Raw genomic sequence first — 22493 nt, 5'->3', positions numbered from 1 at the left:
TCGTGGCGCCGTCGAGACGCCGGTATGGCCTCCAGTGTCCGCTCCTGCGCAGGGCCTCCGCTATGAGGTACCACCCTGATTGGGACCCTGATCTGTGCGCGGGGCGCACCCTGAGATGTGGCCCAGACGCCCCCACGCGTGCGGGCGCTGTGTGACGATTGCTCCATGACCTCCCAGGCACAGCGTCCGGTCGCGCATCCCCTCGCGCGCCGCCGTGGAGTGCCCGTGGTGTGGCGCGTGCTGGCCGGGGCCGCCCTGCTGATCGTCGCCGCCGTGATCGCTCTGGACCGTTGGGGCTTCGACGAGCTCCCCGCGTGGATCATCCCGCTCGTGGTCTACCTCGCGGGCCTGGGCCTGGTGTGGAGCCCGCTCGACGGAGTGTTCGGGCAGGACGCTCGGCGCCTGGACGTCGCAGGGATCTTTCGCCGCGACGCGTGGCTGCGGCTGCTCGTGGGTCTCGTCCTCGGTGTGGGCGCCCTGTGGTGGTTCGCCGCCTGGGACTACACCGATGCGATGGTGGTGCGCGCGATCGTGACGCCCATCGTGGTCGCGCTGGGTGGCGCGCTGCTGCTCGCGCCGTGGTGGCTGAGGCTCATCCGTCAGGTGGGCATCGAGCGCAACGAGCGCATCCGCGAGCACGAGCGCGCGGAGATCGCCGCGCACCTGCATGACTCCGTGCTCCAGACGCTCACGCTCATCCGCGCCCGGGCGGACGATCCGGATGCCGTGTCGCGGCTGGCCCGCGCCCAGGAGCGCGACCTGCGCTCGTACCTCTACCAGGATCGCCCCAGCGTCGAGGAGTCGGTGGCGACCGCCGTGAAGGATGCCGTGGCGGAGGTCGAGGACGCCCAGGGCGTGACCATCGACGCCGTGTGCGTGGGCGACAGCCCCACGGACGAGCGGCTGTGGGCTGCGGTGCAGGCCGCGCGGGAGGCGATCTCGAACGCCGCCCGGCACGGCGCGGAGCCCATCTCCGTCTATGCGGAGCTGACCGCGACCGAGTACGAGGTGTTCGTGCGCGATGCCGGTCCCGGGTTCGACCCGGATGCCGTCCCGTTGGACAGGCTCGGCATCCGACAGTCGATCATGGGGCGGGTGGCGCGCCACGGCGGCGAGGCGGAGGTGCGCAGCGCACCCGGCTCGCGCACCGAGGTGAGGATCATGATGCCCAGAGGAGGCTCGCGATGAGCGTGACAGTGGTGATCGTGGACGACCACGATGTGATCAGAGTGGGTGTGCGCGAGTCGCTCGACCCCGACATCGACGTGGTGGGCGAGGCGCGCGACGTCGAGTCCGCCGTCGCCGAGGTGCTCGAGCATCGTCCCGAGGTGGTGATCCTCGACGTGCATCTGCCAGGAGGTCAGGGCGGCGGCGCCCTGGACGTGCTCGCGGATCTCAAGGGTCGCGTGGAGGGCACCCGAGTGCTCGCGCTGTCCGTCTCCGACGCGGCGGAGGACGTGGTGTCCGTGATCCGTGCGGGCGCTCGCGGCTATGTCACGAAGTCGATCTCGGGAGCTGAGCTGTCCGACGCGGTGCGCAGGGTCGCCTCGGGAGACGCCGTCTTCTCGCCGCGGCTCGCGGGCTTCGTGCTCGACGCGTTCGGCGCGGCGGGCGGCGAGGTCGCGTCCGCGGACGAGGACCTCGACAAGCTCACCGCCCGCGAGCAGGAGGTGATGCGGCTCATCGCGCGCGGCTACACCTATCGGGAGGTGGGGGAGAAGCTGTTCATCTCGATCAAGACCGTCGAGACGCACGTGGGCAAGGTGCTGCACAAGCTGCAGCTCACCAACCGCCACGAGCTCGCCCATTGGGCAGCCCAGCGACGCATCGTTTAGGAGGCCCCTGCGAGGGCCACGCGAAGGGCCTGCTACAGTGGTGGTACTTGCAGGACCATCCCCGGTCCTCCTGCGTCGCAGATTGCTTCCACTTCTCGCCGCGACCCGGCCATGTGCCCAGGGTGCGGCTCGTAGAAATTCTCTTCGGCGAACGGACGCGGACACCTCCGCGATTCGCCACCACCGCCGGTGCCGTGAACCTCACGGTCTGTGTCGCGCCCAGCCGCGTGACGCACCGGCGCCCTGCCTGAAAGGCAACCTGACTTGTCAGACACCACCTTCGGCGCGCTCGGCGTGCCCGCCAAGATCACCGACGTCCTCGACCGCGAGGGCAAGACCCACGCGTTCCCCATCCAGGTCGACACGCTCCCCGACACGCTCGCCGGACGCGACGTGCTGGGCCGCGGCCGCACCGGCTCGGGGAAGACGCTCGCCTTCTCGATTCCCATGGCCGCCCGTCTGGGCGCCCGCGGCGGTCGTGCGAAGCCGGGCCGCCCCCGTGCGCTGGTGCTCGCCCCCACCCGTGAGCTCGCCACGCAGATCGACGCCGTCATCGCCCCCCTCGCCGCGGCGTACGGCCTCAAGACCACCACCATCTTCGGCGGCGTGAAGCAGCACCGTCAGGAGCAGGCGCTGCGCGCCGGTGCCGACATCGTGGTGGCCTGCCCCGGCCGCCTCGAGGACCTCATGAAGCAGGGTCACCTCTCGCTCGACGCGATCGAGATCACCGTGCTGGACGAGGCCGACCACATGGCGGACCTGGGCTTCCTGCCCGGCGTCACGCGCATCATGACCGCGACCCCGGAGAAGGGCCAGCGCCTCCTGTTCAGCGCAACGCTCGACAACGGCGTGGACAAGCTGGTGCGCCGCTTCCTGTCCAACCCCGTCACGCACTCCGTCGACAGCGCAGAGAGCCCCGTCGACGCGATGACGCACCACGTCTTCAACGTGGGCGGCGCCGACGCGAAGAAGGACCTGGTCCAGGCGCTCGCCTCGGGCACCGGTCGCCGCATCCTCTTCATGCGCACCAAGCACCACGCCAAGCGCACCGCCAAGCAGCTCACCGCCGCGGGCATCCCCGCGGTGGACCTGCAGGGCAACCTGTCGCAGAACAAGCGCGATCAGAACCTCGCGAAGTTCTCGGACGGCTCCGTGCGCGTGCTGGTCGCCACCGATGTGGCCGCGCGTGGCGTGCACGTGGACGGCGTCGAGCTCGTGGTCCACGTGGACCCGCCCACCGAGCACAAGGCGTACCTCCACCGTTCGGGCCGCACCGCCCGCGCCGGCTCCGCCGGCGACGTCGTGACGATCGTGCTGCCCGAGCAGCGCCGCGACGCGCAGGCGCTGCTGCGCCGCGCCAAGATCGACGTGCAGCCCCAGCAGGTCAACGCGACCTCTCCCGCAGTCAAGGAGCTCGTGGGCGAGACCGCTCCCTATGTGAAGCCCGCTCCCGAGCAGGACGCGCCTGCACGCGGCCAGGGGCAGGGGCGCGCGCGCTCGCAGCGTCCCGGGCAGGGCGCAGGTCAGGGCCAGGGTCAAGGTCGCGGTCGAGGCCGTGGACGCTCCGGCGCCCAGACCGACCACCGCCGCCCTGAGGGTGAGCACGGTCAGCACAGGCCGGCGCGCCGTCGTGGCGGCGCCGGTGCGGCGTCCTCGGCCGGCTCCACGGGGGGAGCCGCGGCGTTCTCGGCCGGCTCGCGCCGCCGCTCTCGCTGACCCCGCCGGACCCTCGCGCGTGAACGTCGAGTGACGATCATGCGCGAGCGGGTGCGGCTCGTGGCCGAATTGTGCAGAATCTGAGGTATGAGCCTGCGCTTCGGTGAGCGGAACGGTGCGCGGCGACTGCGGGTCACCCTGCCCCCGGTCGTCCCGCAGGACACTGCGCGCCGCACCTACCGAGCGATGCTCACGGACCAGGTCACTCCCGTGCTCGAGGACTGGGGCTTCGAGTCGGACGGCGAGCGCTTCACCTATCCCAGCACGGTGTGGCATCTGGGCGTGGGCTTCGCGCCCATGGCCTGGAGCACGGTGACCGCGCACCGCTTCGACGTCCTCGTGTTCGCCGTGCCCCGCGAGGCGTGGACGCAGTGGCGCGTGCGCGAACCCGCGCTGCCGGACTCCCCGGACCCGACCGTGTACTACGCGCAGGACGCGTCCGCGCCGGGCGGGCTCACGGCACGCCTGGGCGAGCTGGACGCCGGGAGAGCCGATGCACGGTGGACGGTGCATGCGGGCGTGGATCCGACCCCGGTCGCGGTCACGGTCCTGACCGCGCTGCGCAGGCACGTGCTGCCGGCCTTCGCCGGGCGCTCCGAGATCGCGCGAGCCGCGGTCTGAGCACCGGCACCAGGCGAGGGGTTGCCAAAGGGACGATTCGGAGTATCTTGAGGCTCCAGGAGCGGGCGCCGCGTGAGCGCCCGGGAAGCATGACGACGATGGCAGGCGCCTCGATGCGCCACGAGAGCGATGACGCACGGCTGCGCGCGCTGGCGTTCTGGGTGGGCCACCACCAGGCGTCCCAGCCCGCCCCGCGCATCGGCCCTGCAGGCCCCACACCGGGCGAGACGGCCGCGGAACGCGAGCGTCGCATCGGTGATCTGGTGCGGATGGTTCCCGAGCTCAAGCAGCTTGCGAAGGACTCGCGGCCCGCTGTCCGTGCCACGGTCGCGCGCAGCTTCGCGATCCTTGCGACAGCCCACCGCGCCCCCGCGGACCGTGAGATCTGGCGGCTGCTGCTGGGCCTGGCCAAGTACGACGAGGATCCAGACGTGCGAGCGGCGGCGGAGGCAGCGCTGGCCGCGCTCGAGCGCTACGGCGCAGTGGCGGCGAAGGCCTCCTGACGCATCACGAGCCGGCAGCCCCGAAGCCCACGCCGGCTCCGTTGACCGCGAACGCGGCGTCGGACTCCCACACCAGGAGCTCATGCAGCACCACCTGGTCGGGATCGGAGTAGTCGACGCCGTTCGCGACTGCCTCCTCCAAGGCGTGGAGAGTCATGCCGGCGCTGAGCGTCACGACGGGTTCGCCGTCCGTCCACTCCGCGCGACACATGACCGTGCGAGCGACGTTCGAGGTACCCATGCACTCCGGGTCGTGCGTCGGCTCGGCACCCAGGTGGTCGCTGAGGTCCTCCACGAACTCCCCGAACGACGCCTCGAGGCCGTCCGTCTCTCCGAACGTCCAGCAGGAGGTGGGGGCGTCCTCGGCGCCTGGTGCCCAGTCCTCCAGAAGGTCCGCGCACACGACGGACTCGACGCGCGCATCGGACGGCATCCATCCGGAGGCGTCGACCTGCGGCGGCGACGAGCAGGCCGCCAGCAGAAGGGCGGACGCGGCCACGAGCGCGGTTCTCATGACGGCACTGTAGGCCAGCGATCGTCCCCGCGCGTCACCGCCAGCGCCTAGACTCGTCCGCGTCATGGATGCGCTCTTCGATATCGCCGGCACCCCCCACTCGCCCCTGGTGGAGGGACTGAATCCTTCGCAGACCGAGGCGGTCCTGCATGAGGGCGAGGCCCTGCTGATCATCGCCGGTGCCGGCTCCGGCAAGACGCGCGTGCTGACGCACCGCATCGCGCACCTGCTCGAGACCGGGCGGGCGCGTCCGCACGAGATCCTCGCGATCACGTTCACCAACAAGGCTGCGGGCGAGATGCGCGAGCGCGTCGAGGCGCTCGTGGGCCCCGAGGCGCGCCGCATGTGGGTCGCGACGTTCCACAGCGCGTGCGTGCGGATCCTGCGCGCGGACCACGAGGCAGCCGGTCTCAAGTCGACCTTCTCGATCTACGACACGGCGGACTCCCAGAACCTCATGAAGCTGGTCATGAAGGAGCTGGACATCGACCCCAAGAAGTTCACGGCGAAGGCCATCCTCAACCGCATCGGCACCTTCAAGGACGAGCTGATCGATCCGGCCACGGCGCTGGCCGCGACGGAGATGGCCAGCCGCTTCTCGATCGAGCACGCGGCAGGCCGGGCGTACGGCGAGTACCAGCGCCGCCTCGAGGCCGCCAACGCCGTGGACTTCGACGACATCATCGTCAAGACCGTGCGCCTGCTGCAGGACAACCAGGACATCGCCTGCCGCTACCGGGAGCGCTTCCGCCACGTGCTCGTGGACGAGTACCAGGACACCAACCATGCGCAGTACGTGCTGGTGCGCGAGCTCGTGGGGCCGGAGGGCGACGCGAGCCTGCCGCCCGGCGAGCTCACCGTCGTCGGCGACGCGGACCAGTCCATCTACGCGTTCCGCGGCGCGACCATCCGCAACATCCTGGAGTTCGAGAAGGACTACCCGCGCGCGCACATCGTCCGTCTCGAGCAGAACTACCGCTCGACCCAGAACATCCTCAGCGCCGCCAACGCGGTAATCTCCAACAACACCGGCCGCCCGCCCAAGAACCTCTGGACGGACTCGGGCGCAGGCGAGCGCATCCGCGGCTTCTCCGGCGATACCGAGCAGGAGGAGGCGAAGTACATCGCGGACGAGATCGCCCGGCTGATCCGCGAGGAGGACGTCGCGCCCGCGGACGTCGCCGTGATGTATCGCGCCAACGCTCAGTCCCGGGCGATCGAGGAGCGGTTCATGCGCGCGGACGTGCCGTACAAGGTCGTGGGCGGCACCCGCTTCTACGAGCGCAAGGAGATCAAGGACGCGCTCGCGTACCTCGCCGCAGTGGTCAACGAGGCAGACGACGTGGCGATGCGTCGCGTCATCAACACCCCCAAGCGCGGCATCGGCGACACCGCGGTCGAGGGAGTCGACCGGCTGCGTCGTGAGCTGACCACGGCCGATGCGCCAGTGAGCTTCGGCGCCGCGCTGCGGCGCGCGGAGGAGGCCGGCCTGCAGGCGCGCGCGGTGCGGGCGATCAACGACTTCGTGGCACTCATGGACGACCTGCGCGCGCTCGCCGTGGACAACGGGCCGGCCGGGGTGCTGGACGCGATCGCGGACCGCTCCGGGATGCTCGCCGCGTACCGCGCGTCCGACGACCCTCAGGACGCGAGCCGCGTCGAGAACCTCATGGAGCTGGTGTCCGTGGGACGGGAGTTCTCCGAGGAGAACCCCGACGGCACGCTTCCGGACTTCCTGGAGAAGGTCGCGCTCGTCGCCGATGCGGACCAGCTCCCGGACGCCGACGGCAGCGGTGGCGTGGTCACGCTCATGACGCTCCACACGGCCAAGGGCCTCGAGTTCCCGGTGGTGTTCCTCACCGGACTCGAGGACGGCACCTTCCCGCACATGCGCTCGATCGAGTCCGGCTCGCCCAAGGACATGGAGGAGGAGCGGCGGCTCGCGTACGTGGGCCTCACGCGCGCGCGCGAGCGGCTCTACCTCACACGCGCAGAGATGCGCGCGAGCTGGGGCGCGCCCCAGTACTTCGCCGCCTCGCGCTTCTGCGAGGAGATCCCTGCGGAGCTGATCGAGTGGACGCGCTCCGAGCAGTCGATGGCGTCGCTGCGGGCGCGCACCGAGCGCCGGGGCTCGTCGAGCTGGTCCTCCATGGGCTACGGGGGATCGCAGGACCGCGAGGACGGCAACACCTACTCGCGCGCGGGCGCGGTCACCTCGCGGCGCGTGCCGCCGTCGCCGCCTGGCGGTGCCGGCGGGGACGTGGGCTTCGAGCCCGGCGAGCGGGTCATCAGCGACAAGTTCGGGATGGGCAAGGTGGTGGGCACCGAGGGTGCTGGCCGCAACGCCGTGGTGAAGGTGGACTTCGGCTCCGAGGGCGTCAAACGCCTGGTGCTGCGCTTCAACACCCTCGAGAAGCTCTAGCGCTCAGGCCCACCCCGGCCCTTCAGTTCCCTCACCGACATCGAGGGGGAGCTGATGAAGTGGTGGCTGGTAGGTGGCACCGTGGCGCTCGCCGCGGGCGTCGCGCTGGCACTGCCGGTGTGGCCCGCGGCGACGATGGCCGAGGCCCCCGTCGAGTTCAGCGAGCGCTTCACCTCCGAGGAGCACGACGCGTGCTTCGATCTCGACTTCGACGCGACGCTGAGCGGGCTCGAGCATCGCCCCGCGCTCACGGCTCTGCCGTGGTCTCGATGGACGGAGGTGTCCCTGGGCGACGACGTCGTGATGCGGGTGTCCATGCCGGAGGGGTGCGAGGCACCGCACGGCACGGTCGAACGCATCGAGGGTCACGTGATCGTCGGCAAGCAGGACTGCGGTCAGTGGGACCTGGCGCCGGGAGGCGTCGACGTGATGCCTGTGGGGACCACCACCACCGGCTGCGATGGCCAGACGGTGTACTTCCACGTCGCCACCGATGCGCCTGACGAAGGCTCCACGATGCACACCGGGCTCCTCGACGGTGAGCTCTGGGGCGGCTCGAACGGCTGCCTCGACGTCACCCTGTACGGCGTGGTCGAGATCGATCGCGAGGGTGGCGCATTCCTCGAGGGCATGGCCAGCGATGCGGATCGCGCCGCCGGAGCCGACGGCTCGGAGCCGTCGGCGACGATCTGCCTGCCGACGGCCCGCGAGTCCTAGATCGAGATGGTCGGGTCGGGCTCGGCGACGGTTGCCGGTGCCTCCGCGCGCGGGTGCTCCGCGGGGCCGCGAAGGATCGCGAAGACGACGGAGAGGACCGCGAGCACCGCTCCCCCGAGCACCACGTCCCCAGGCGACAGCGGGCGCAGGGTCGCGGCGAGGATCACGAACGCCGCAGCGAGGACCACCCAGAGCACCCACGCATGCAGGCGCAGCGCCTCGGCAACGCGCTGAGAGCGCCAGCCATGGTGGTCCAACCACCCCGTCACCCGGCCCAGGGTGCGCGACCCTGCCGCACGGGTGCGCACGGCGAGGATGCCAGGCCCTGCCAGCAGGCCCGCGATGATGGCGATCACGCCGGCGAGCACGTAGGCGAGCATGACGGCCGTGACCTCTGCGGTGAGGGCGCGGTAGACCACGTTCGTCGCCGCCGTGGGAACCTGCGACGCGACAGCTGCCGCGACCACCGATCCGCCGATGCTGATCGCGCTGGCTAGCAGCGCGCCTTCCACGAGCAGCAGCGTGCCACCGAGCAAGACGCCGCGAGACGTGCGCGGGTGGCCCAGCACGCCCACCACCAGCAGGCCGATCGCGACCCACGGCAGCACCAGTCCCACGGTCAGGAGCAGGGAGTATCCCAGCCGCACCTGCGCGATCTGCGGAATCTCGGCGATCACGATGGTCGCGTCGATCTCCGGGATCGAGTTCGCGAGCGAGAAGCCGGCGTCGACGAGCGCGGGCTTGAGCGCGGCGATGATGGGCTCGAGCTGAAGCTCCACCACTCCGGTGTCATCGATCGTGACGGCGCCGTCGTTGTCAGCCTCGAGCACGCCCACCGCCTGAGCGTGCGTGATGCGCACGGTCTGCTCCCAGATCGCCGGGAAGGCGTCCGACTCGACCACGCGGGTGACCGCCGTGCGCGTCGCGGTGCGCGCTTGGTCCGCGAGCAGCGGACCCAGCCGCTCGGACGCGGCCGCTAGTCGTGGCCGCGACTCCTCGTCGATCAGCGCGCCCAGCAGGTTGTCGACCAGGGCATCGGTGCCGATCGCCTCGTCGATCGCCGTGCTCGCCTCGTCGATCACGAGCTGCTGCACCGCGGGATCGTCCGCCAGGGGCGCAAGCTCCTCGACGAACGCGTCGGTGTCGCTCAGCTGGCGCGCGCCGAAGGCGGCCACGGTCGCCACCGGGGCGAGCAGCGCGCCGACCACGATCAGGGTCACCGCGACGGCTGCTCGGCCGCGTGAGCTCCGCTCCGTGGCGGCCGCGGGGGCGGGAGCCGCGACGGCCCCGCTGCTCGCGGCGCGCTCGCGCTCCTCCTCGACCTCCGCGCGCAGCCGTGCGTTCTGCGCCTCGAGCTCGTGGAGCCTGGCCTCGATCTCTGCCTTGGTCTGTCGCGGCATGCCGTCCCCTTCGATCGTGCGCGGATGCGCGGTCCTCCAGTGCTGAGCCTAGGGCCCGGCCCGCGGGCACGCTGGGAGCGGCGCGGGCCCGCGCTCCGGTGTGAGCGTCGCTAGGCTGAGTGCGTCGTCGTCATCACTGGAGGAGCACGTGGAAGCCAAGACCTCGAAGGTGTCCATCGTCGGCGCGGGCGCGGTGGGAGCCACCCTCGCCTACGCCGGGCTGATGCGCGGCTTCGCGCGCACGGTCGCGCTGTACGACATCAACAAGGCCAAGGTCGAGGCGGAGGCCCTCGACCTCGCCCAGGGCGTGCAGTTCATGCCCGAGGCGACCGTGCTCGGGTCTGACGATGTGAGCGTGGTCGAGGGCTCGGACGTCGTGGTGATCACGGCAGGGGCGAAGCAGCAGCCCGGCCAGTCCCGGATGGACCTGGCAGGCGCCACCATCGGTCTGATGGACAAGGTGATCCCGCCGCTGATCGAGGCGGCGCCGAACGCGATCTACATCCTCGTCACCAATCCCGTGGATGTGGTGACGTACGCCGCGCTCAAGAAGTCGGGCATGGACCCCGCCCGCATGTTCGGCTCCGGCACGGTCCTGGACAGCTCGCGCCTGCGGCACCAGATCGCCGCCGAATGCGACGTCGCGATCGGCAACGTCCATGCCTATGTCGCGGGGGAGCACGGAGACACCGAGGTTCCGCTGTGGTCGTCAGCGACCATCGGGGGGCTTCCGCTCAGCGAGTGGAAGGGCCGTGACGGCGAGGTGGTGATGACGGACGAGGTGCGCGAGCGCATCCATCACGACGTGATGCGCTCCGCCTACACGATCATCGAGGGCAAGGGTGCGACCAACTACGCCATCGGCGCCGCGGGTGCGCGCATCGTCGAGGCTGTCATGGGGGACCAGCGGCGGGTCCTGCCGGTGTCCACGCTCATCGACTATCCCGGGGTCGGCGAGGTCTGCATGTCGCTGCCGGCCGTCGTGGGCCGCAACGGCGTCGAGCATCAGGTCGAGGTGCCGGTGTCCGCCACCGAGCGTGCGGCTCTCGAGGCGTCCGCCCGCTCGATTCGGGAGACGGCGCAGCGGTTCGGCGCTGTCTGAGCCCGCGCATCGGCGGCCCGCAGTGCCGCGTCAGGCGGCTCGTGACTGGTGCACGATCACCGGGGTGCCCACGGGCGCCTGAGCCCCCAGCTCGATCGCGACGTCGTTGGGCACGCGGATGCAGCCATTGGAGACGTTCTCTCCCAGCAGCTCCGGCTGATTGGTGCCGTGGACCGCGATCTGGGGCGGGCCGCCGTTGAACTCCTCGAGGGTCTCCGAGAATCCGTTGAGCCCCAGCGCGTACGCGCCGTACACGCCGCTGTCGTTCGCGCTGAAGTCCAGTGGGTCCGTGACCCAGAAGGTCCCCACAGGCGTGGGGGACTCGTCGGCGCCGATGACCGCTCGCGTCGTCAGCTCCACCTCGCCGGCGCGCGTGAGGTCCACCTCGCGCTCGTCGAGATAGACGTGAATGGCGACGTCCGTCGCCGTGACCTCGACGTCCGCCTCGCGCACCCACGCGCGACGGTGGTTCGGAGCGCCCACGAGCTCGACCGCGATCCACGTGCTCCCGTCGACGTCCTGCGTGTCGAAGCCCAGCAGGGTGGTGGGGGAGCCGTACAGCGACCACTCCTCGAGCTGCTCCGACGGCTCGGCGTCGCCAGCGCGCGCGTACAGCTGGATGGGCTCTCCGGTGGTCGTGACCACGATCTCGCCGGGAGCGACCCCCGCCGTGGCGCTGGGGCTCGGGCTGGGTGCTGCGGAGTGCGCGCTGGGCGCGGGCATCGCGGAGGTGGGCTCGGCGGCGGTCGCCGGAGCGGCAGGATCGCCACCGCTCAGAGCGATCGCGAGCACCGTGCCGGCGACGGCGACGGCCGCGACGGCCACTGCCGCGATGACGAGCGCGCGGCGGCGGGGCCGGGGAGCGGTCGGTGGGCTGGTCGAGGTCACTCGCACAGGCTAGTGGGAGCGCGCGCGTGGGCGGGACCGCTGACGGCGGTCCCGCCCACGACGTGGTGGTCGATCAGACCCGTGCGAGCGTGCGCTCGTCCTGATCCTCGTCCTCGGGGGCGACGTGCTCGTCCGCCGGCCCCTCGATCCGCACCTGGGGCAGCCACTGCAGCCACCCTGGGAGGTACCAGTTGGCGCGACCGAGCAGGGTCATGATGGCCGGCACCAGCAGGCTGCGAATCACCGTGGCGTCGAGGATCACCGCCGCCGCGAGCCCGAATCCCATCTGCGAGAACTCCGCCAGATCGCCCAGCGCGAAGCCGGAGAACACGGCGACCATGATGAGCGCCGCTCCGGTGATGAGCGAGCCCGTGCGGCTCAGGCCGTGGGCGATCGACGCGCGGTTGTCACCAGTGGCGTCGACGTGCTCCTTGATGCGGCTCAGCAGGAACACGTGGTAGTCCATCGACAGACCGAACAGGACGGCGAACAGGAACAGCGGGATCCACGGCGCGATGCCGTCGACCTGCGGGAAGCCCAGCAGGTCGCCTCCCCATCCCCACTGGAACACCGCGACGAGCATGCCGAACGCGGCGGCGGTCGACAGCAGGTTCAGCGCGATGGCCACTGCTGGCACCACGACGGACCGGAACGCGATCATCAGCAGCAGGAAGCTCGAGCCCAGCACGATGGCGAGAACCCACGGCGCCATGTCGCGGATCATGTCGGAGAAGTCGACGGATCCCGCTTGCTCCCCGCCCACGTGCGCCACGGCGCCCGTGCCCTCCAGGTGCTCCGGCACCACCACCTCGCGAAGGTTCTCGATGGCCTGTTCCGCCAGCGGGTCCGCGGCGTCGTACGAGTCGCGCGTGTCGATCAGCGCGATGTCGCCCACCCAGGTGATCGCGGTCTCGGCGAAGGCCGGGTCCGCCTCGATGTCCGCGGCGAGGGCGTCCACCTGCGCGGACGCATCGGCGGCGCTCTCGATCGCGATCAGAGTCGCGGACTGGCCGTGCCCGAAGTCCTCCACGAGCGTCTCCGTGGCGAGCCTCAGCCCGTTGTCCTCGGGGAGCGAGTCGATGCCGGGGAACGTCAGGCGCATGTCCAGCGCAGGCAGCGCGAGCATCACCAGGATCGCGAGTCCCGACACGGCCCACAGGACGGGACGGCGGATCACGGCCTGAGCGATGGACTCCCATCGCCGCGGCGCGGCGCCGGGGTGCGCCCACGGCAGCCGACCCTTGTTCACGCGGTGCCCGAGCAGCCCCAGCACGGCGGGAAGCAGGGTCATCGCTGCGGCGACGGACATGACGGCGACGATGATCGCGCCGGCCCCGAGCGACCGCATGATGGTCGACGGCACGATCAGCAGACCGGCCAGCGAGATCACGACGGTGATGCCGGAGAACAGCACGGCACGGTTCGCGGTCCCACCGGTGATCGCCACGGCGTCGAGCACGCTGCGACCTCGTGCGAGCTCCTCGCGGAAGCGCTGCACCGCCACCAGGCTGTAGTCGATGCCCAGCGCCAGACCCATCATCGTGATCATGTTGACCACGAAGAAGGACAGCTCCGTCGCCTGTCCGACGATCGCCGTGGCACCCACGGCCATGACGATCGACACGATCGCGACCATGAGGGGGATGCCCGCGGCCACGAGCGCTCCGAAGACCACGAGCAGGATCACCAGGGCGACTCCGATCCCGATCGCCTCGCCGCGGATCAATCCCTCCTCCGCGAGACGATCGAACTCCGCCTCGCCCGTGACCGGACCGATCCCGCGCAGCGTGAAGCCGTCCTGCGCGGCGCTCTCGTAGGCAGCCAGCAGCCCTTGAGCGACCGCGCCGTCCTCGTCCGGCGTGACGGTCACGCTCACCAGCGCGGTGTCGCCCGTCTCCGACACCGGGAACGGCTCGGCCTGCGTGGGCACCGCGACGTCCTCGACTCCGTCCACCGCTGCGAGCACCTGCGCCAGCGACACGAGCGTGGCGTCGAAGGCCGCGTCGCCGAACCTGGCGGACTCCGCCTCGACGATGACGGTCTCGACCGCCTGATCTGCGTCCGCGTCCGCGCCTCGAGCGAGCTGGTCGACTTCGTCAGCCGTCTGCGACTCGGTGGTGATCAGCATGCGCTCCTCCTGCGTGAGCGCATCGCCCAGGCCGCCTGCGGCGACGACCGCGGCGGCGAGCGCCACGACCCACAGGCCCACGGTGATCCACGGCCTGCTGGCCGCGCCTCGGGCGATCCGCCCGGTGACTGACATCCTCATGTTTCCTCCAAGATCCAGGGACAGTGCCGACGCTACGAACGAGCAGGGGCGCCGGTCTGCCCGCTGAGGAGCGAAAGTGCGCCGGTGAGGAGGGACGCCTCGAGGGCGACCGGGGGAGGTGCGGAGCAGGTCGCTCCCTCGCACGGGGGAGGTGAGGTTCGGCCGCACGGGTGTGGGCACGACGGGGCGCGACGGGGCACGATGGTCCCGTGAGATACCTGGGTCGCTACTTCGCCGTGATGTGGTCGGGGCGCACCTGGCGCGCGATCTCGTACCACCTGCTGAGCCTTCCGGTCGCGGTGGTGTGGTTCGTGTACGTGATCACGATGTATGCGGTGGGCGTCTCGCTTCTCATCATCTGGGTGGGGATCGTGGTCCTCGCCTTCGCTCAGTGGACCCTGCGGCCCATCGGCGAGATGGAGCGTCGGCAGGCGAACGCCCTCGCCGACGCCGGCATCGCCAAGCCAGGTGCGCGCCGCTATCGCATCCATGCCCCCGGCGCCTCGCCCACGCTGTCCGACTGGGGACGGTGGGGCCACGCGCTGCTGCACGATGGCCAGTCGTGGCGTGTGCTCGCGTGGCTGGCCATGAGGATCGTGCTGGCCCCCGTGGGATTCACGCTCGCGATCGTCGCGGTGGTGGTGCCGATCACGCTGGTCGCGGCGCCGCTGCTGGCCGGTGGCTACACGATCGGCGCTCTCGCCGGTCCGGGGGCGTCGGACCCGACCGCGCAGCGCATCGTCGACGAGGTGGCGATGTGGGTGCTCCTCGGCACTCCGGTGCTCCTCGCGACGGCCCCTCTGATGATGTGGGTCTGCCATCACTTCACGAGCCTGACCTCGGTGGTCGCGCGGTGGGCTCTGGGTCCCTGCGACGAGGACCGCGTCGCTGAGGCCACGGAGCGCGCCGAGCTCGCAGAGACCCAGGTGAGGATCGACCAGGAGCTGCACGACAGCATCGGCCACATGATCACCATGAACATCGTGCAGGCCGGTGCCGGCGCCCACGTGTTCGAGACCGACCCCGAGTTCGCGCGGCAGGCGCTGCGCAACATCGAGGAGCGCGGTCGCGTGGCGATGGGGGAGCTGGACCGGATCATCGCGGCGATCCGTGGCGACGACGCCGAGCCGCGGGCGCCCTTGCCGACGCTCGCCGACGTTCCTCGACTCATCGACCAGGCGAGGGCGGCCGGGCTCTCCATCGAGGACAGGCTGGAGGCCCAGCAGGTGGCGGCGCCGCTGTCGCGCGCCGCCTACGCCATCGTGCGCGAGGGCGTGACCAACGCCGCCAAGCACGCGCCGGGCGCTGTCATCCACGTGCACACCTCGACGCTGCGGGACGCTCTCGCGGTGGGAGTGTCGAACGGTCCGGCCGATGCTGTGGCGGAGCCGATCGCGGCCCTCACCCACGCCCGCTCCGGGCTGCGCCACGGCATCGCCGGCATCCGTGACCGCGCCGCTCTGCTGGGCGGCTCGAGCATCGTGGGTCCCGACGGCCGAGGCGGGTTCGAGGTGCTGGTCCTCATCCCGCTGGAGCTCGGTCTCGCGGGGCCGGCCGAGGACGAGGACGCGACCTGCTGCCGGTGGAGTCGCGTGCGTGCCAAGGTGGACGCATGAGGATCGCGATCGTCGACGACGACCCGTTGGTGCGGATGGGACTGCGGGCCATCCTCCAGTCCGAGGCGGACTGGGAGGTGGTCGCGGAGGCCGGCGATGGCGCGACGGCGGTCGCCCAGGTGCGCCGCAGCGCGCCCGACGTGGTGCTGATGGACGTGCGCATGCCCGGCGTCGACGGCTTGGAGGCGACGCGTCAGATCGTCGCGTCGGGCTCCGAGGCGAAGGTGCTGGTGCTCACCACCTTCGACGTCGACGAGTACGTGTTCGAGGCGATGCGCTCGGGTGCGTCAGGCTTCGTGCTCAAGCGCGTGCCGCCCACCGAGCTGATCGAGGCGGTCCGGGTGGTCGCGACGGGAGAGTCGCTGCTGTTCCCCGCGTCGACGCGCGCGGTGATCGAGCGCTTCACCGGGCCCGAGGGCTACGACCTTCCTGACCTCACCGAGCGGGAGCAGGGCGTGCTGCGCGAGCTCGCGCGGGGCCTGTCCAACCAGGAGATCGCGACAGGCCTGTTCGTGTCCGTCGAGACCGTGAAGTCCCACGTGGCGTCGATCCTCACCAAGCTCGGGGTGCGCGACCGCACGCAGGCGGTGATCGTCGCCTACGAGTCGGGCTTCGTGCGTCCGGGTGACGCCGCTGACCTCTAGCCGGCGAGCGCGTCGGCCGGCAGGAACGGCGAAGGGGCGGGACCGGGTGGCCCCGCCCCTTCGCATCTGCAGGATCAGCCCGTGAAGGTGGCCTGGATCGCCAGCGCGACCGGGTCCACGATCACGCCGTTCGCGGCGCCGTCCTCGTCGAGCTCACCGCCATCCGTCAGCGTGTAGGTGACCGTCATGCGGTCGGCGGACAGCGTCGCCCCCGGGATGGCCTCCCAGCCGCTGTCGGAGACCTTGAAGGCGCTCGTGAACGGGCGGGGGGCCGTGAGCGTGAGGGTGACGGTGTCGCCGGCCTCGGGGACTGCGACGGAGAACGTCGCGGCTCCGAACGGCAGTGCCGTGCCGGCGGGCGGCGTGGGCAGATCCGCGACGTCTACCCAGGCGATGCCCGTGACAGCGAGCGCCGGGCTCGCCGTTCCGGTCAGGGTGCCGCCCGGGGTCGAGACCTCGAACGCGACGGTGCCGGCCTCGACCACGGGGGCCTCGACCTCCGCGGCGCCGATGTCCCCGGCACCGCCCTGGGGGCGCGAGACGCCCCGCTGGTCCACATCGACCGTGAGCGAGCCCGCAGGGATCGCGTCGATCAGCGGGCTGTCAGCGGACGGCAGCGCCGTGAGGGTGGAGCCGCCGTTGTCCGCGAGCGCGCCCAGCATGGCGTCCAGGCCATCGCCGAGGTCGCCCTCGCCGGACCAGTCGCCGGTGCACGAGCCGTCGTCGAACACGTACGACGTGGCGATCGCCACGTCGCCGTATGCCGCGCAGGCCGCGACGCCTGCCGAGGCGAACGCCGTGCCGTGGATCGTGGCGGAAGTGCCTTCCAGCAGGAGCACCTCGGCGCCGGTCTCGTCGTCCAGGGTGTTGCCCACGAAGGTGGACTGGTGCAGGTCGAGCTCGGCGTTCTCGGCCAGGAGCAGCGTGGCACCTCCATTGACGTTGTCCGCGAACGTGCTGTTGACCACGGTCGCGCTGGCGCCCGCGCCGCTGTCGAAGTCGCTGATGAGCGCGACGGCGGCGCCACCCATCGGAACCTCGCTCAGCCCATCAGGCGAGGTGACGGAGTCGTTCGCGGCGATGGTCGAGCCCGTGAGCGTGAGGTCGGAGGCGGCGAGCAACGCGCTGCCGAGCGTTCCCACGTTCGCAGTGAAGGCGGAGTCGGTCACGGTCATCGCGCCCATCGAGATCACGGCACCGCCCACGTAGGCGGAGTTGCCCGTGAAGTCGGAGTCGCTGATCGAGACGGAGGGTGCGTCGTCGAGGTCACCCTCGCCGGCGAACTGGTAGAGCAGGTTCGACACCGCGCCGCCGTACAGGCCGGAGTTGCCGGTGAAGGTGGAGCCCTCGATGGTCAGGTCGCCGGACGCTGACACGGCGGTGAGGAAGAGCGCCTCGAACGAGGGCGACTCCTCGTCGATGGCGATGCCGTTGTCCGTGAAGGTGGAGCCTGAGATGTGGAGCGGGGCGCCAGAGGCGACCAGCACGCCGGCGGAGGCGGTGAAGTCCGCGAGGTGCACGTTCTCGAGAGTGATGGAGCCCGGGCCTGCGGGGAGCTCCGCCATCGGCTCGATCTCGTTGATCGACGCGGACGGCTCGATCGGCTGCTCGTCGAGGAGCTCGGTGTCGCCGAGGATCTCCTGCGGCGCGGACGGCCCGAACAGCTCGATGGGCAGAGCGACGAGGAAGCTGCCCAGAGTCGGGTCGCCCATCTCCTCACCGGGCTGTCCCGAGACGACGACCCCTGGCTGTGCCGTGATCGTGAGCGGCTGGGTCCCGTAGTACTCGTTGCGCTGCAAGGCGGGGATCGAGAAGTCGTCGATCAGTGTGATGCGCTGAGCGCCCTCGGACGCCTGCGACGCGCACGCCAGCGCGTCCGCGTACTCGTCGGCGGATGCGACGTCGAACTCCGAGGAGTCCGGGCACGGGATCTCCGCGCCGGCGGGGGCCGCGGAGAGCGTGCCTGCCACGAGTGCGGCGGCGGTCACAAGGGAGGCACGGCGCAGGCGCGCGCGTGAGTGAATCGTTGACATGGAGCCCCTCAGCTGGAGTGTTTGTCCTGGTGGTTCGGCGCGAACGTATCACATGCGTCGGTGTAGCAGAAGGCCGGTGTGGCGCGTCCGGCGCGCGGGGCTGGCGCCGCCCCTGCCGGGCCTGTCCTTCCCGCTTCACACGGTGCTCGTGACTCCGCCGTGCTCTTCCGTCATCCGCTCGTCACATGCGCCCATTAGGCTGGGCGGCACCGAACCCAGGCGGCGCGCGCACACCCCGCGCGCCCGCGCGACAGCAAGGACGCACATGGACCTGTACGAGTACCAGGCGCGCGACATGTTCGAGAAGCACGGTGTGCCCGTGCTGCCGGGCATCGTCGCTGAGACCCCCGCGGAGGCGAAGGCCGCCGCCGAGCAGCTGGGAGGCGGCACCGTGGTCGTCAAAGCCCAGGTGAAGACCGGCGGGCGTGGCAAGGCCGGCGGCGTGAAGCTCGCCCACTCCCCGGAGGAGGCGGAGGCCGCCGCACAGGCGATCCTCGGCATGGACATCAAGGGCCACACCGTGCACCGCGTGATGATCGCCGCGGGCGCGAAGATCGCGGAGGAGTTCTACTTCTCCGTGCTGCTGGATCGCGCCGAGCGCCGCTACCTCGCGATGTGCTCGGTCGAGGGTGGGGTCGAGATCGAGCAGCTCGCGGTCGAGCGGCCCGAGGCGCTGGCGCGCGTCGCCGTGGACCCGCTGACCGGCATCGATGCCGCCAAGGCTCAGGAGATCGTGGAGGCCGCGAGCTTCCCGTCTGACCTCCAGGGCCCGGTCGCAGACGTGATCCAGAAGCTGTGGACCGTGTACGCGAACGAGGACGCGACGCTGGTGGAGGTCAACCCTCTGGTGCGCACCGAGGACGGCCAGGTGATCGCCCTCGACGGCAAGGTCTCGCTCGACGAGAACGCCGGCTTCCGCCACGAGGACCACGAGGCACTCGAGGACAAGGCCGCCGCGGACCCGCTCGAGGCCAAGGCGAAGGCGCTCGACCTCAACTACGTGAAGCTCGATGGCTCGGTGGGGATCATCGGCAACGGTGCGGGCCTGGTGATGTCGACCCTCGACGTGGTCGCCTACGCCGGCCAGGCGCACGGCGGCGTGAAGCCCGCGAACTTCCTCGACATCGGCGGCGGCGCCTCCGCCGCGGTCATGGCCAACGGCCTGGACGTCATCCTGAACGACCCGCAGGTGAAGTCCGTGTTCGTCAACGTGTTCGGCGGAATCACCAGCTGCATCGAGGTCGCCAACGGCATCGTGGGCGCGCTCGAGCAGCTGGGCGACGAGGCCACCAAGCCCCTGGTGGTCCGCCTGGACGGCAACTCGGTGGAGGAGGGCCGCGAGATCCTCGCCGCCGCCGACCACCCGCTCGTGACCATCGTCGAGACCATGGACGGAGCCGCGGCCAAGGCCGCCGAGCTCGCGAACGCGTAAGGAACAGCGAATGTCGATCTTCATCAACTCCGACTCCAAGGTCATCGTCCAGGGCATGACCGGCTCCGAGGGCTCCAAGCACACGGCGCGCATGCTCGCCTCCGGCACGACCATCGTGGGCGGCGTCAACCCGCGCAAGGCCGGCACGTCCGTCGACTTCGATGGCCAGAGCATCCCGGTGTTCGGCTCGGTGGCCGATGCGATGGCGCAGACGGGCGCGGACGTCACCGTGCTCTTCGTGCCGCCCGCGTTCACCAAGTCCGCCGTGATCGAGGCCGTCGACGCCGGCATCCCGCTCGCGGTGATCATCACCGAGGGCGTGCCGGTCGCCGACACCGCCGAGTTCTTCGCCTACGCCCAGTCCAAGGGCACACGGCTGATCGGCCCCAACTGCCCCGGGCTCATCACGCCCGGCCAGTCGAACGTGGGCATCACGCCCGCCAACATCACCGGCCCGGGCAAGATCGGTCTGGTGTCGAAGTCCGGCACCCTGACCTATCAGATGATGTTCGAGCTGCGGGACATCGGCTTCTCCACGGCCGTCGGCATCGGCGGCGACCCGGTGATCGGCACCACGCACATCGACTGCCTCGAGGCGTTCGAGAACGACCCGGAGACGGCGGCGATCGTCATGATCGGCGAGATCGGCGGCGACGCCGAGGAGCGCGCGGCCGCGTACATCAAGGACCACGTCACCAAGCCCGTGGTGGGCTATGTGGCCGGCTTCGAGGCGCCCGAGGGCAAGACCATGGGCCACGCCGGCGCGATCGTTTCCGGCTCCGCCGGCACCGCGCAGGCGAAGAAGGAGGCCCTCGAGGCCGCCGGCGTCAAGGTGGGCAAGACGCCCACGGAGACGGCCGAGCTCATGCGCCAGATCATCAACGGCTGAGCGCTCCCAGCGACACGACGGCCCGTCCCGGCACCAGCCGGGGCGGGCCGTCGTCCATCCCTCCTCCGTGCATCGGCCGTCCGAGTCCTCGCGCGCCCGAGCGGCCCTGTGACGGCGGGCCGCGAGCCGCTCCAGCGATTCTCGGGCCCTCCGGGAGACCATGGAGCCATGTCGACCCGCTCCCTCGCCTCGGACCTGCGTGCCCTGGGCCGGCGGGGCATCGCCGCAGTCAAGGCCGCACCCGCATGGCTGGGCGGGATCCTGACGGGAGCGCAGGGAGCGCTGCTGTCCTACCTGCTGGTGCTCGCTCCCTCGATGGCGGTGGTGGCGTCCGCCCCCACCAGCTCGCTGTCCAGGGGGGTGGACTGGTCCGGCGCGGCCGGCTTCGCCTCCCAGCTGTGGCTGCTGGCCCATGGCGTGCCGATGGCGTCCGTGGCGGGACAGGTCAGCCTGATCCCGCTGGGACTGACCCTCGTGTGCGGCGCGATCCTCGCGGGGGTCGCCCGGCGGTTCGCGGCCCGCACCTGGGGGTCATGGGTGCTCGCGGTCGCCTCCTACGCCGTCCTGGTGGGATCGGTCGCGTCGATGGTCGGCGGGCCGCAGGCCCAGGGTGCGACGGTGCGGGCGGTGCTGATGGCCATCGCGATCGCGGCACCCTCCGTCGCGATCGGCATCTGGCGCGCGCATGGCATGGAGCTGGCGTGGCTGGCGCGCATCCCCGAGCTCGTGCGCGTGGCCACGCGCCGTGCCAGCGCATCCGTGGCCCTGATCGTGTGCGCGGCCGCCCTCGCGCAGACCGCCTGGGCGATCGTGGGGCGCGAGGGCATCGGCGATGCGGCGACGGCCCTGGGGCTCGACGGCGTCGGGGCTCCGGTGCTCGCCGTCGCGGAGCTCGCGTACGCGCCCACGATGGTCGCGTGGATGGTCGCCTGGCTGTCCGGTCAGGGCTTCAGCGTGGGGCTCGGAACCTCGTATGCGCCCGATGCTCTCGCGGTCGAGCAGGTCCCGGCGCTGCCGATCCTGGGCGCGCTGCCCTCGGCCGCGGGCGGGCTGCTCGTGTGGGCGCCGCTCGTGATCGTGGGCGTGGTCGCGGCGGTGCGGGTGCTCACGCCACGCGGCGCGCTGTCGTGGCGCGCTCACGTCGCGTCGGACGGTCTCGCGGTGAGCGCCGTGGGCGTGGCGGTCGCGGTGGTCTGCCTCCTGTCCAGCGGTGCTGCGGGTCCTGGGAGGCTGGAGACGGTGGGCCCGGATGCGCTGCCCGTCGCGGTCGCGGTGGCGGGTCTCGCAGCGCTGGGGTTCATGGTGGGCACCGTGGTCCGTCTCGCGGTCGACCTGCCCTTGGTGCGGCGCCTGTCCGGTGGCGTGCGCCGTGGCGCTCCCACCACGGCCGAAGCGCCGGCGAGCCCGCCCGGCGCGCGTCGGCCCGCAGACGCCTCTACGGCGCGCTGACCCCGAAGCGTCCGAGCACGTCGTCCACGGTGTCCGCGACGGACTCCTCGTACTGAGCCTCGCACTGCGCTCGTGCCTGCTGGGTGACGGCACGGCCGTTGCAGTCCCTCAGCTCGGAGACGGCGTCGGAGAACACCGCGAAGGTGATCGCCATGAGCACAGAGAACAGCGACATCAGGATGCCGAAGCCCAGCGACACCCGGAACACCGTGATGCCGGGCGCTGACCGCGACCGGTACAGCGCGCGTGCCCCGAAGAACGCGCCGACGGGGCCCGTGAGGATCATCGCGAACGCCCAGGGCACGGAGAGCAGGTACAGCAGCGAGGTCACGCCCAGCATCACGAGGAAGATCTGGCTGTCGCGACGGGCGGGCGCGGGGATGGGACTGACGCGCTCCTCGGGCTCCGCCACGGGTGCTCCTCACGGTAGGTGTGGTGACCAG

At 71.2% G+C, this 22493-nt stretch carries 19 protein-coding genes; 13 read left to right on the top strand and 6 right to left on the bottom strand.

Annotation, left to right across the window (positions count from 1 at the left end; all coding sequences use genetic code 11):
* Positions 1-165 precede the first annotated feature (165 nt).
* The 5 genes from Dac01nite_RS07535 (at position 166) to Dac01nite_RS07515 (ending at position 4675) form a co-directional block, all read left to right on the top strand.
* A complete protein-coding gene (locus tag Dac01nite_RS07535) occupies positions 166-1188 on the top strand; it encodes a sensor histidine kinase (protein ID WP_203655351.1) in 1023 nt (340 codons plus the stop codon).
* A complete protein-coding gene (locus tag Dac01nite_RS07530) occupies positions 1185-1835 on the top strand; it encodes a response regulator (RefSeq protein WP_203655349.1) in 651 nt (216 codons plus the stop codon). The genes Dac01nite_RS07535 and Dac01nite_RS07530 overlap by 4 nt, the downstream gene beginning before the upstream one ends.
* 264 nt (positions 1836-2099) lie before the next feature.
* Positions 2100-3551 carry a DEAD/DEAH box helicase gene (locus Dac01nite_RS07525; RefSeq protein WP_203655347.1) on the top strand — a complete coding sequence of 484 codons (1452 nt, stop codon included), beginning with the start codon at positions 2100-2102 and terminating at the stop codon, positions 3549-3551.
* 87 nt (positions 3552-3638) lie between these two features.
* Positions 3639-4172 (top strand): hypothetical protein, encoded by a 534-nt coding sequence (locus Dac01nite_RS07520; protein ID WP_203655346.1) that lies wholly within the window; start codon positions 3639-3641, stop codon positions 4170-4172.
* 98 nt (positions 4173-4270) lie between these two features.
* Complete coding sequence (locus tag Dac01nite_RS07515) at positions 4271-4675, top strand: HEAT repeat domain-containing protein (protein ID WP_203655344.1); 405 nt, start codon at positions 4271-4273, stop codon at positions 4673-4675.
* A 4-nt stretch (positions 4676-4679) separates the two neighbouring features.
* Here the strand turns inward: Dac01nite_RS07515 and Dac01nite_RS07510 are convergent, their stop codons facing one another.
* Positions 4680-5189, bottom strand: a complete 510-nt coding sequence (locus Dac01nite_RS07510) for a hypothetical protein (protein ID WP_203655342.1) — start codon at positions 5187-5189, stop codon at positions 4680-4682.
* Between the two features lie 64 nt (positions 5190-5253).
* Here Dac01nite_RS07510 and pcrA point away from each other — a divergent pair, with 64 nt between their 5' ends.
* Both pcrA and Dac01nite_RS07500 read left to right on the top strand, forming a co-directional pair.
* Complete coding sequence (pcrA, locus tag Dac01nite_RS07505; RefSeq protein ID WP_203655340.1) at positions 5254-7611, top strand: DNA helicase PcrA; 2358 nt, start codon at positions 5254-5256, stop codon at positions 7609-7611.
* A 54-nt stretch (positions 7612-7665) separates the two neighbouring features.
* Complete coding sequence (locus Dac01nite_RS07500) at positions 7666-8328, top strand: hypothetical protein (RefSeq protein ID WP_203655338.1); 663 nt, start codon at positions 7666-7668, stop codon at positions 8326-8328.
* Here Dac01nite_RS07500 and Dac01nite_RS07495 read toward each other — a convergent pair.
* Positions 8325-9728 (bottom strand): hypothetical protein, encoded by a 1404-nt coding sequence (locus Dac01nite_RS07495; RefSeq protein ID WP_203655336.1) that lies wholly within the window; start codon positions 9726-9728, stop codon positions 8325-8327. The genes Dac01nite_RS07500 and Dac01nite_RS07495 overlap by 4 nt on opposite strands.
* 148 nt (positions 9729-9876) lie before the next feature.
* Between Dac01nite_RS07495 and Dac01nite_RS07490 the strand changes: the two genes are divergently transcribed.
* Entirely contained in the window at positions 9877-10830 is a 954-nt protein-coding gene (locus tag Dac01nite_RS07490; RefSeq protein WP_239066575.1) for an L-lactate dehydrogenase, read from the top strand.
* Positions 10831-10860: 30 nt separating this feature from the next.
* On the opposite strand, the gene Dac01nite_RS07485 is transcribed toward Dac01nite_RS07490, so the two are convergent.
* Together Dac01nite_RS07485 and Dac01nite_RS07480 are read right to left on the bottom strand one after the other, a co-directional pair.
* Positions 10861-11718, bottom strand: coding sequence for a L,D-transpeptidase (locus tag Dac01nite_RS07485; RefSeq protein ID WP_203655334.1), 858 nt, complete (start codon positions 11716-11718; stop codon positions 10861-10863).
* Positions 11719-11791: 73 nt separating this feature from the next.
* Positions 11792-13981: an MMPL family transporter gene (locus Dac01nite_RS07480; protein WP_203655332.1), complete on the bottom strand. Its 2190-nt coding sequence runs from the start codon at positions 13979-13981 to the stop codon at positions 11792-11794.
* Between the two features lie 215 nt (positions 13982-14196).
* Here Dac01nite_RS07480 and Dac01nite_RS07475 point away from each other — a divergent pair, with 215 nt between their 5' ends.
* Positions 14197-15603 (top strand): sensor histidine kinase, encoded by a 1407-nt coding sequence (locus tag Dac01nite_RS07475; RefSeq protein WP_203655330.1) that lies wholly within the window; start codon positions 14197-14199, stop codon positions 15601-15603.
* A complete protein-coding gene (locus tag Dac01nite_RS07470; RefSeq protein ID WP_203655328.1) occupies positions 15600-16247 on the top strand; it encodes a response regulator transcription factor in 648 nt (215 codons plus the stop codon). The genes Dac01nite_RS07475 and Dac01nite_RS07470 overlap by 4 nt, the downstream gene beginning before the upstream one ends.
* A gap of 74 nt (positions 16248-16321) precedes the next feature.
* Here the strand turns inward: Dac01nite_RS07470 and Dac01nite_RS07465 are convergent, their stop codons facing one another.
* Complete coding sequence (locus Dac01nite_RS07465) at positions 16322-18280, bottom strand: right-handed parallel beta-helix repeat-containing protein (RefSeq protein ID WP_203655326.1); 1959 nt, start codon at positions 18278-18280, stop codon at positions 16322-16324.
* On the opposite strand from Dac01nite_RS07465, the gene sucC reads away from it, so the two are divergent.
* The 3 genes from sucC (at position 18279) to Dac01nite_RS07450 (ending at position 22050) form a co-directional block, all read left to right on the top strand.
* Positions 18279-19712 carry an ADP-forming succinate--CoA ligase subunit beta gene (gene sucC / locus Dac01nite_RS07460; protein ID WP_373307242.1) on the top strand — a complete coding sequence of 478 codons (1434 nt, stop codon included), beginning with the start codon at positions 18279-18281 and terminating at the stop codon, positions 19710-19712. The genes Dac01nite_RS07465 and sucC overlap by 2 nt on opposite strands.
* 10 nt (positions 19713-19722) lie before the next feature.
* Entirely contained in the window at positions 19723-20601 is an 879-nt protein-coding gene (gene sucD / locus Dac01nite_RS07455) for a succinate--CoA ligase subunit alpha (RefSeq protein WP_203655323.1), read from the top strand.
* Between the two features lie 168 nt (positions 20602-20769).
* Positions 20770-22050, top strand: coding sequence for a cell division protein PerM (locus Dac01nite_RS07450; protein ID WP_203655322.1), 1281 nt, complete (start codon positions 20770-20772; stop codon positions 22048-22050).
* Here the strand turns inward: Dac01nite_RS07450 and Dac01nite_RS07445 are convergent.
* Positions 22037-22462 (bottom strand): DUF4199 domain-containing protein, encoded by a 426-nt coding sequence (locus Dac01nite_RS07445; protein WP_203655321.1) that lies wholly within the window; start codon positions 22460-22462, stop codon positions 22037-22039. The two genes, Dac01nite_RS07450 and Dac01nite_RS07445, sit on opposite strands and share 14 nt — an antisense overlap.
* Between the last annotated feature and the right edge of the window lie 31 nt (positions 22463-22493).

The organism is Demequina activiva (assembly GCF_016862815.1).
GTDB classification, from domain to species: Bacteria; Actinomycetota; Actinomycetes; order Actinomycetales; family Demequinaceae; genus Demequina; species Demequina activiva.
This window is presented reverse-complemented; position numbering and strand designations above follow the sequence as displayed.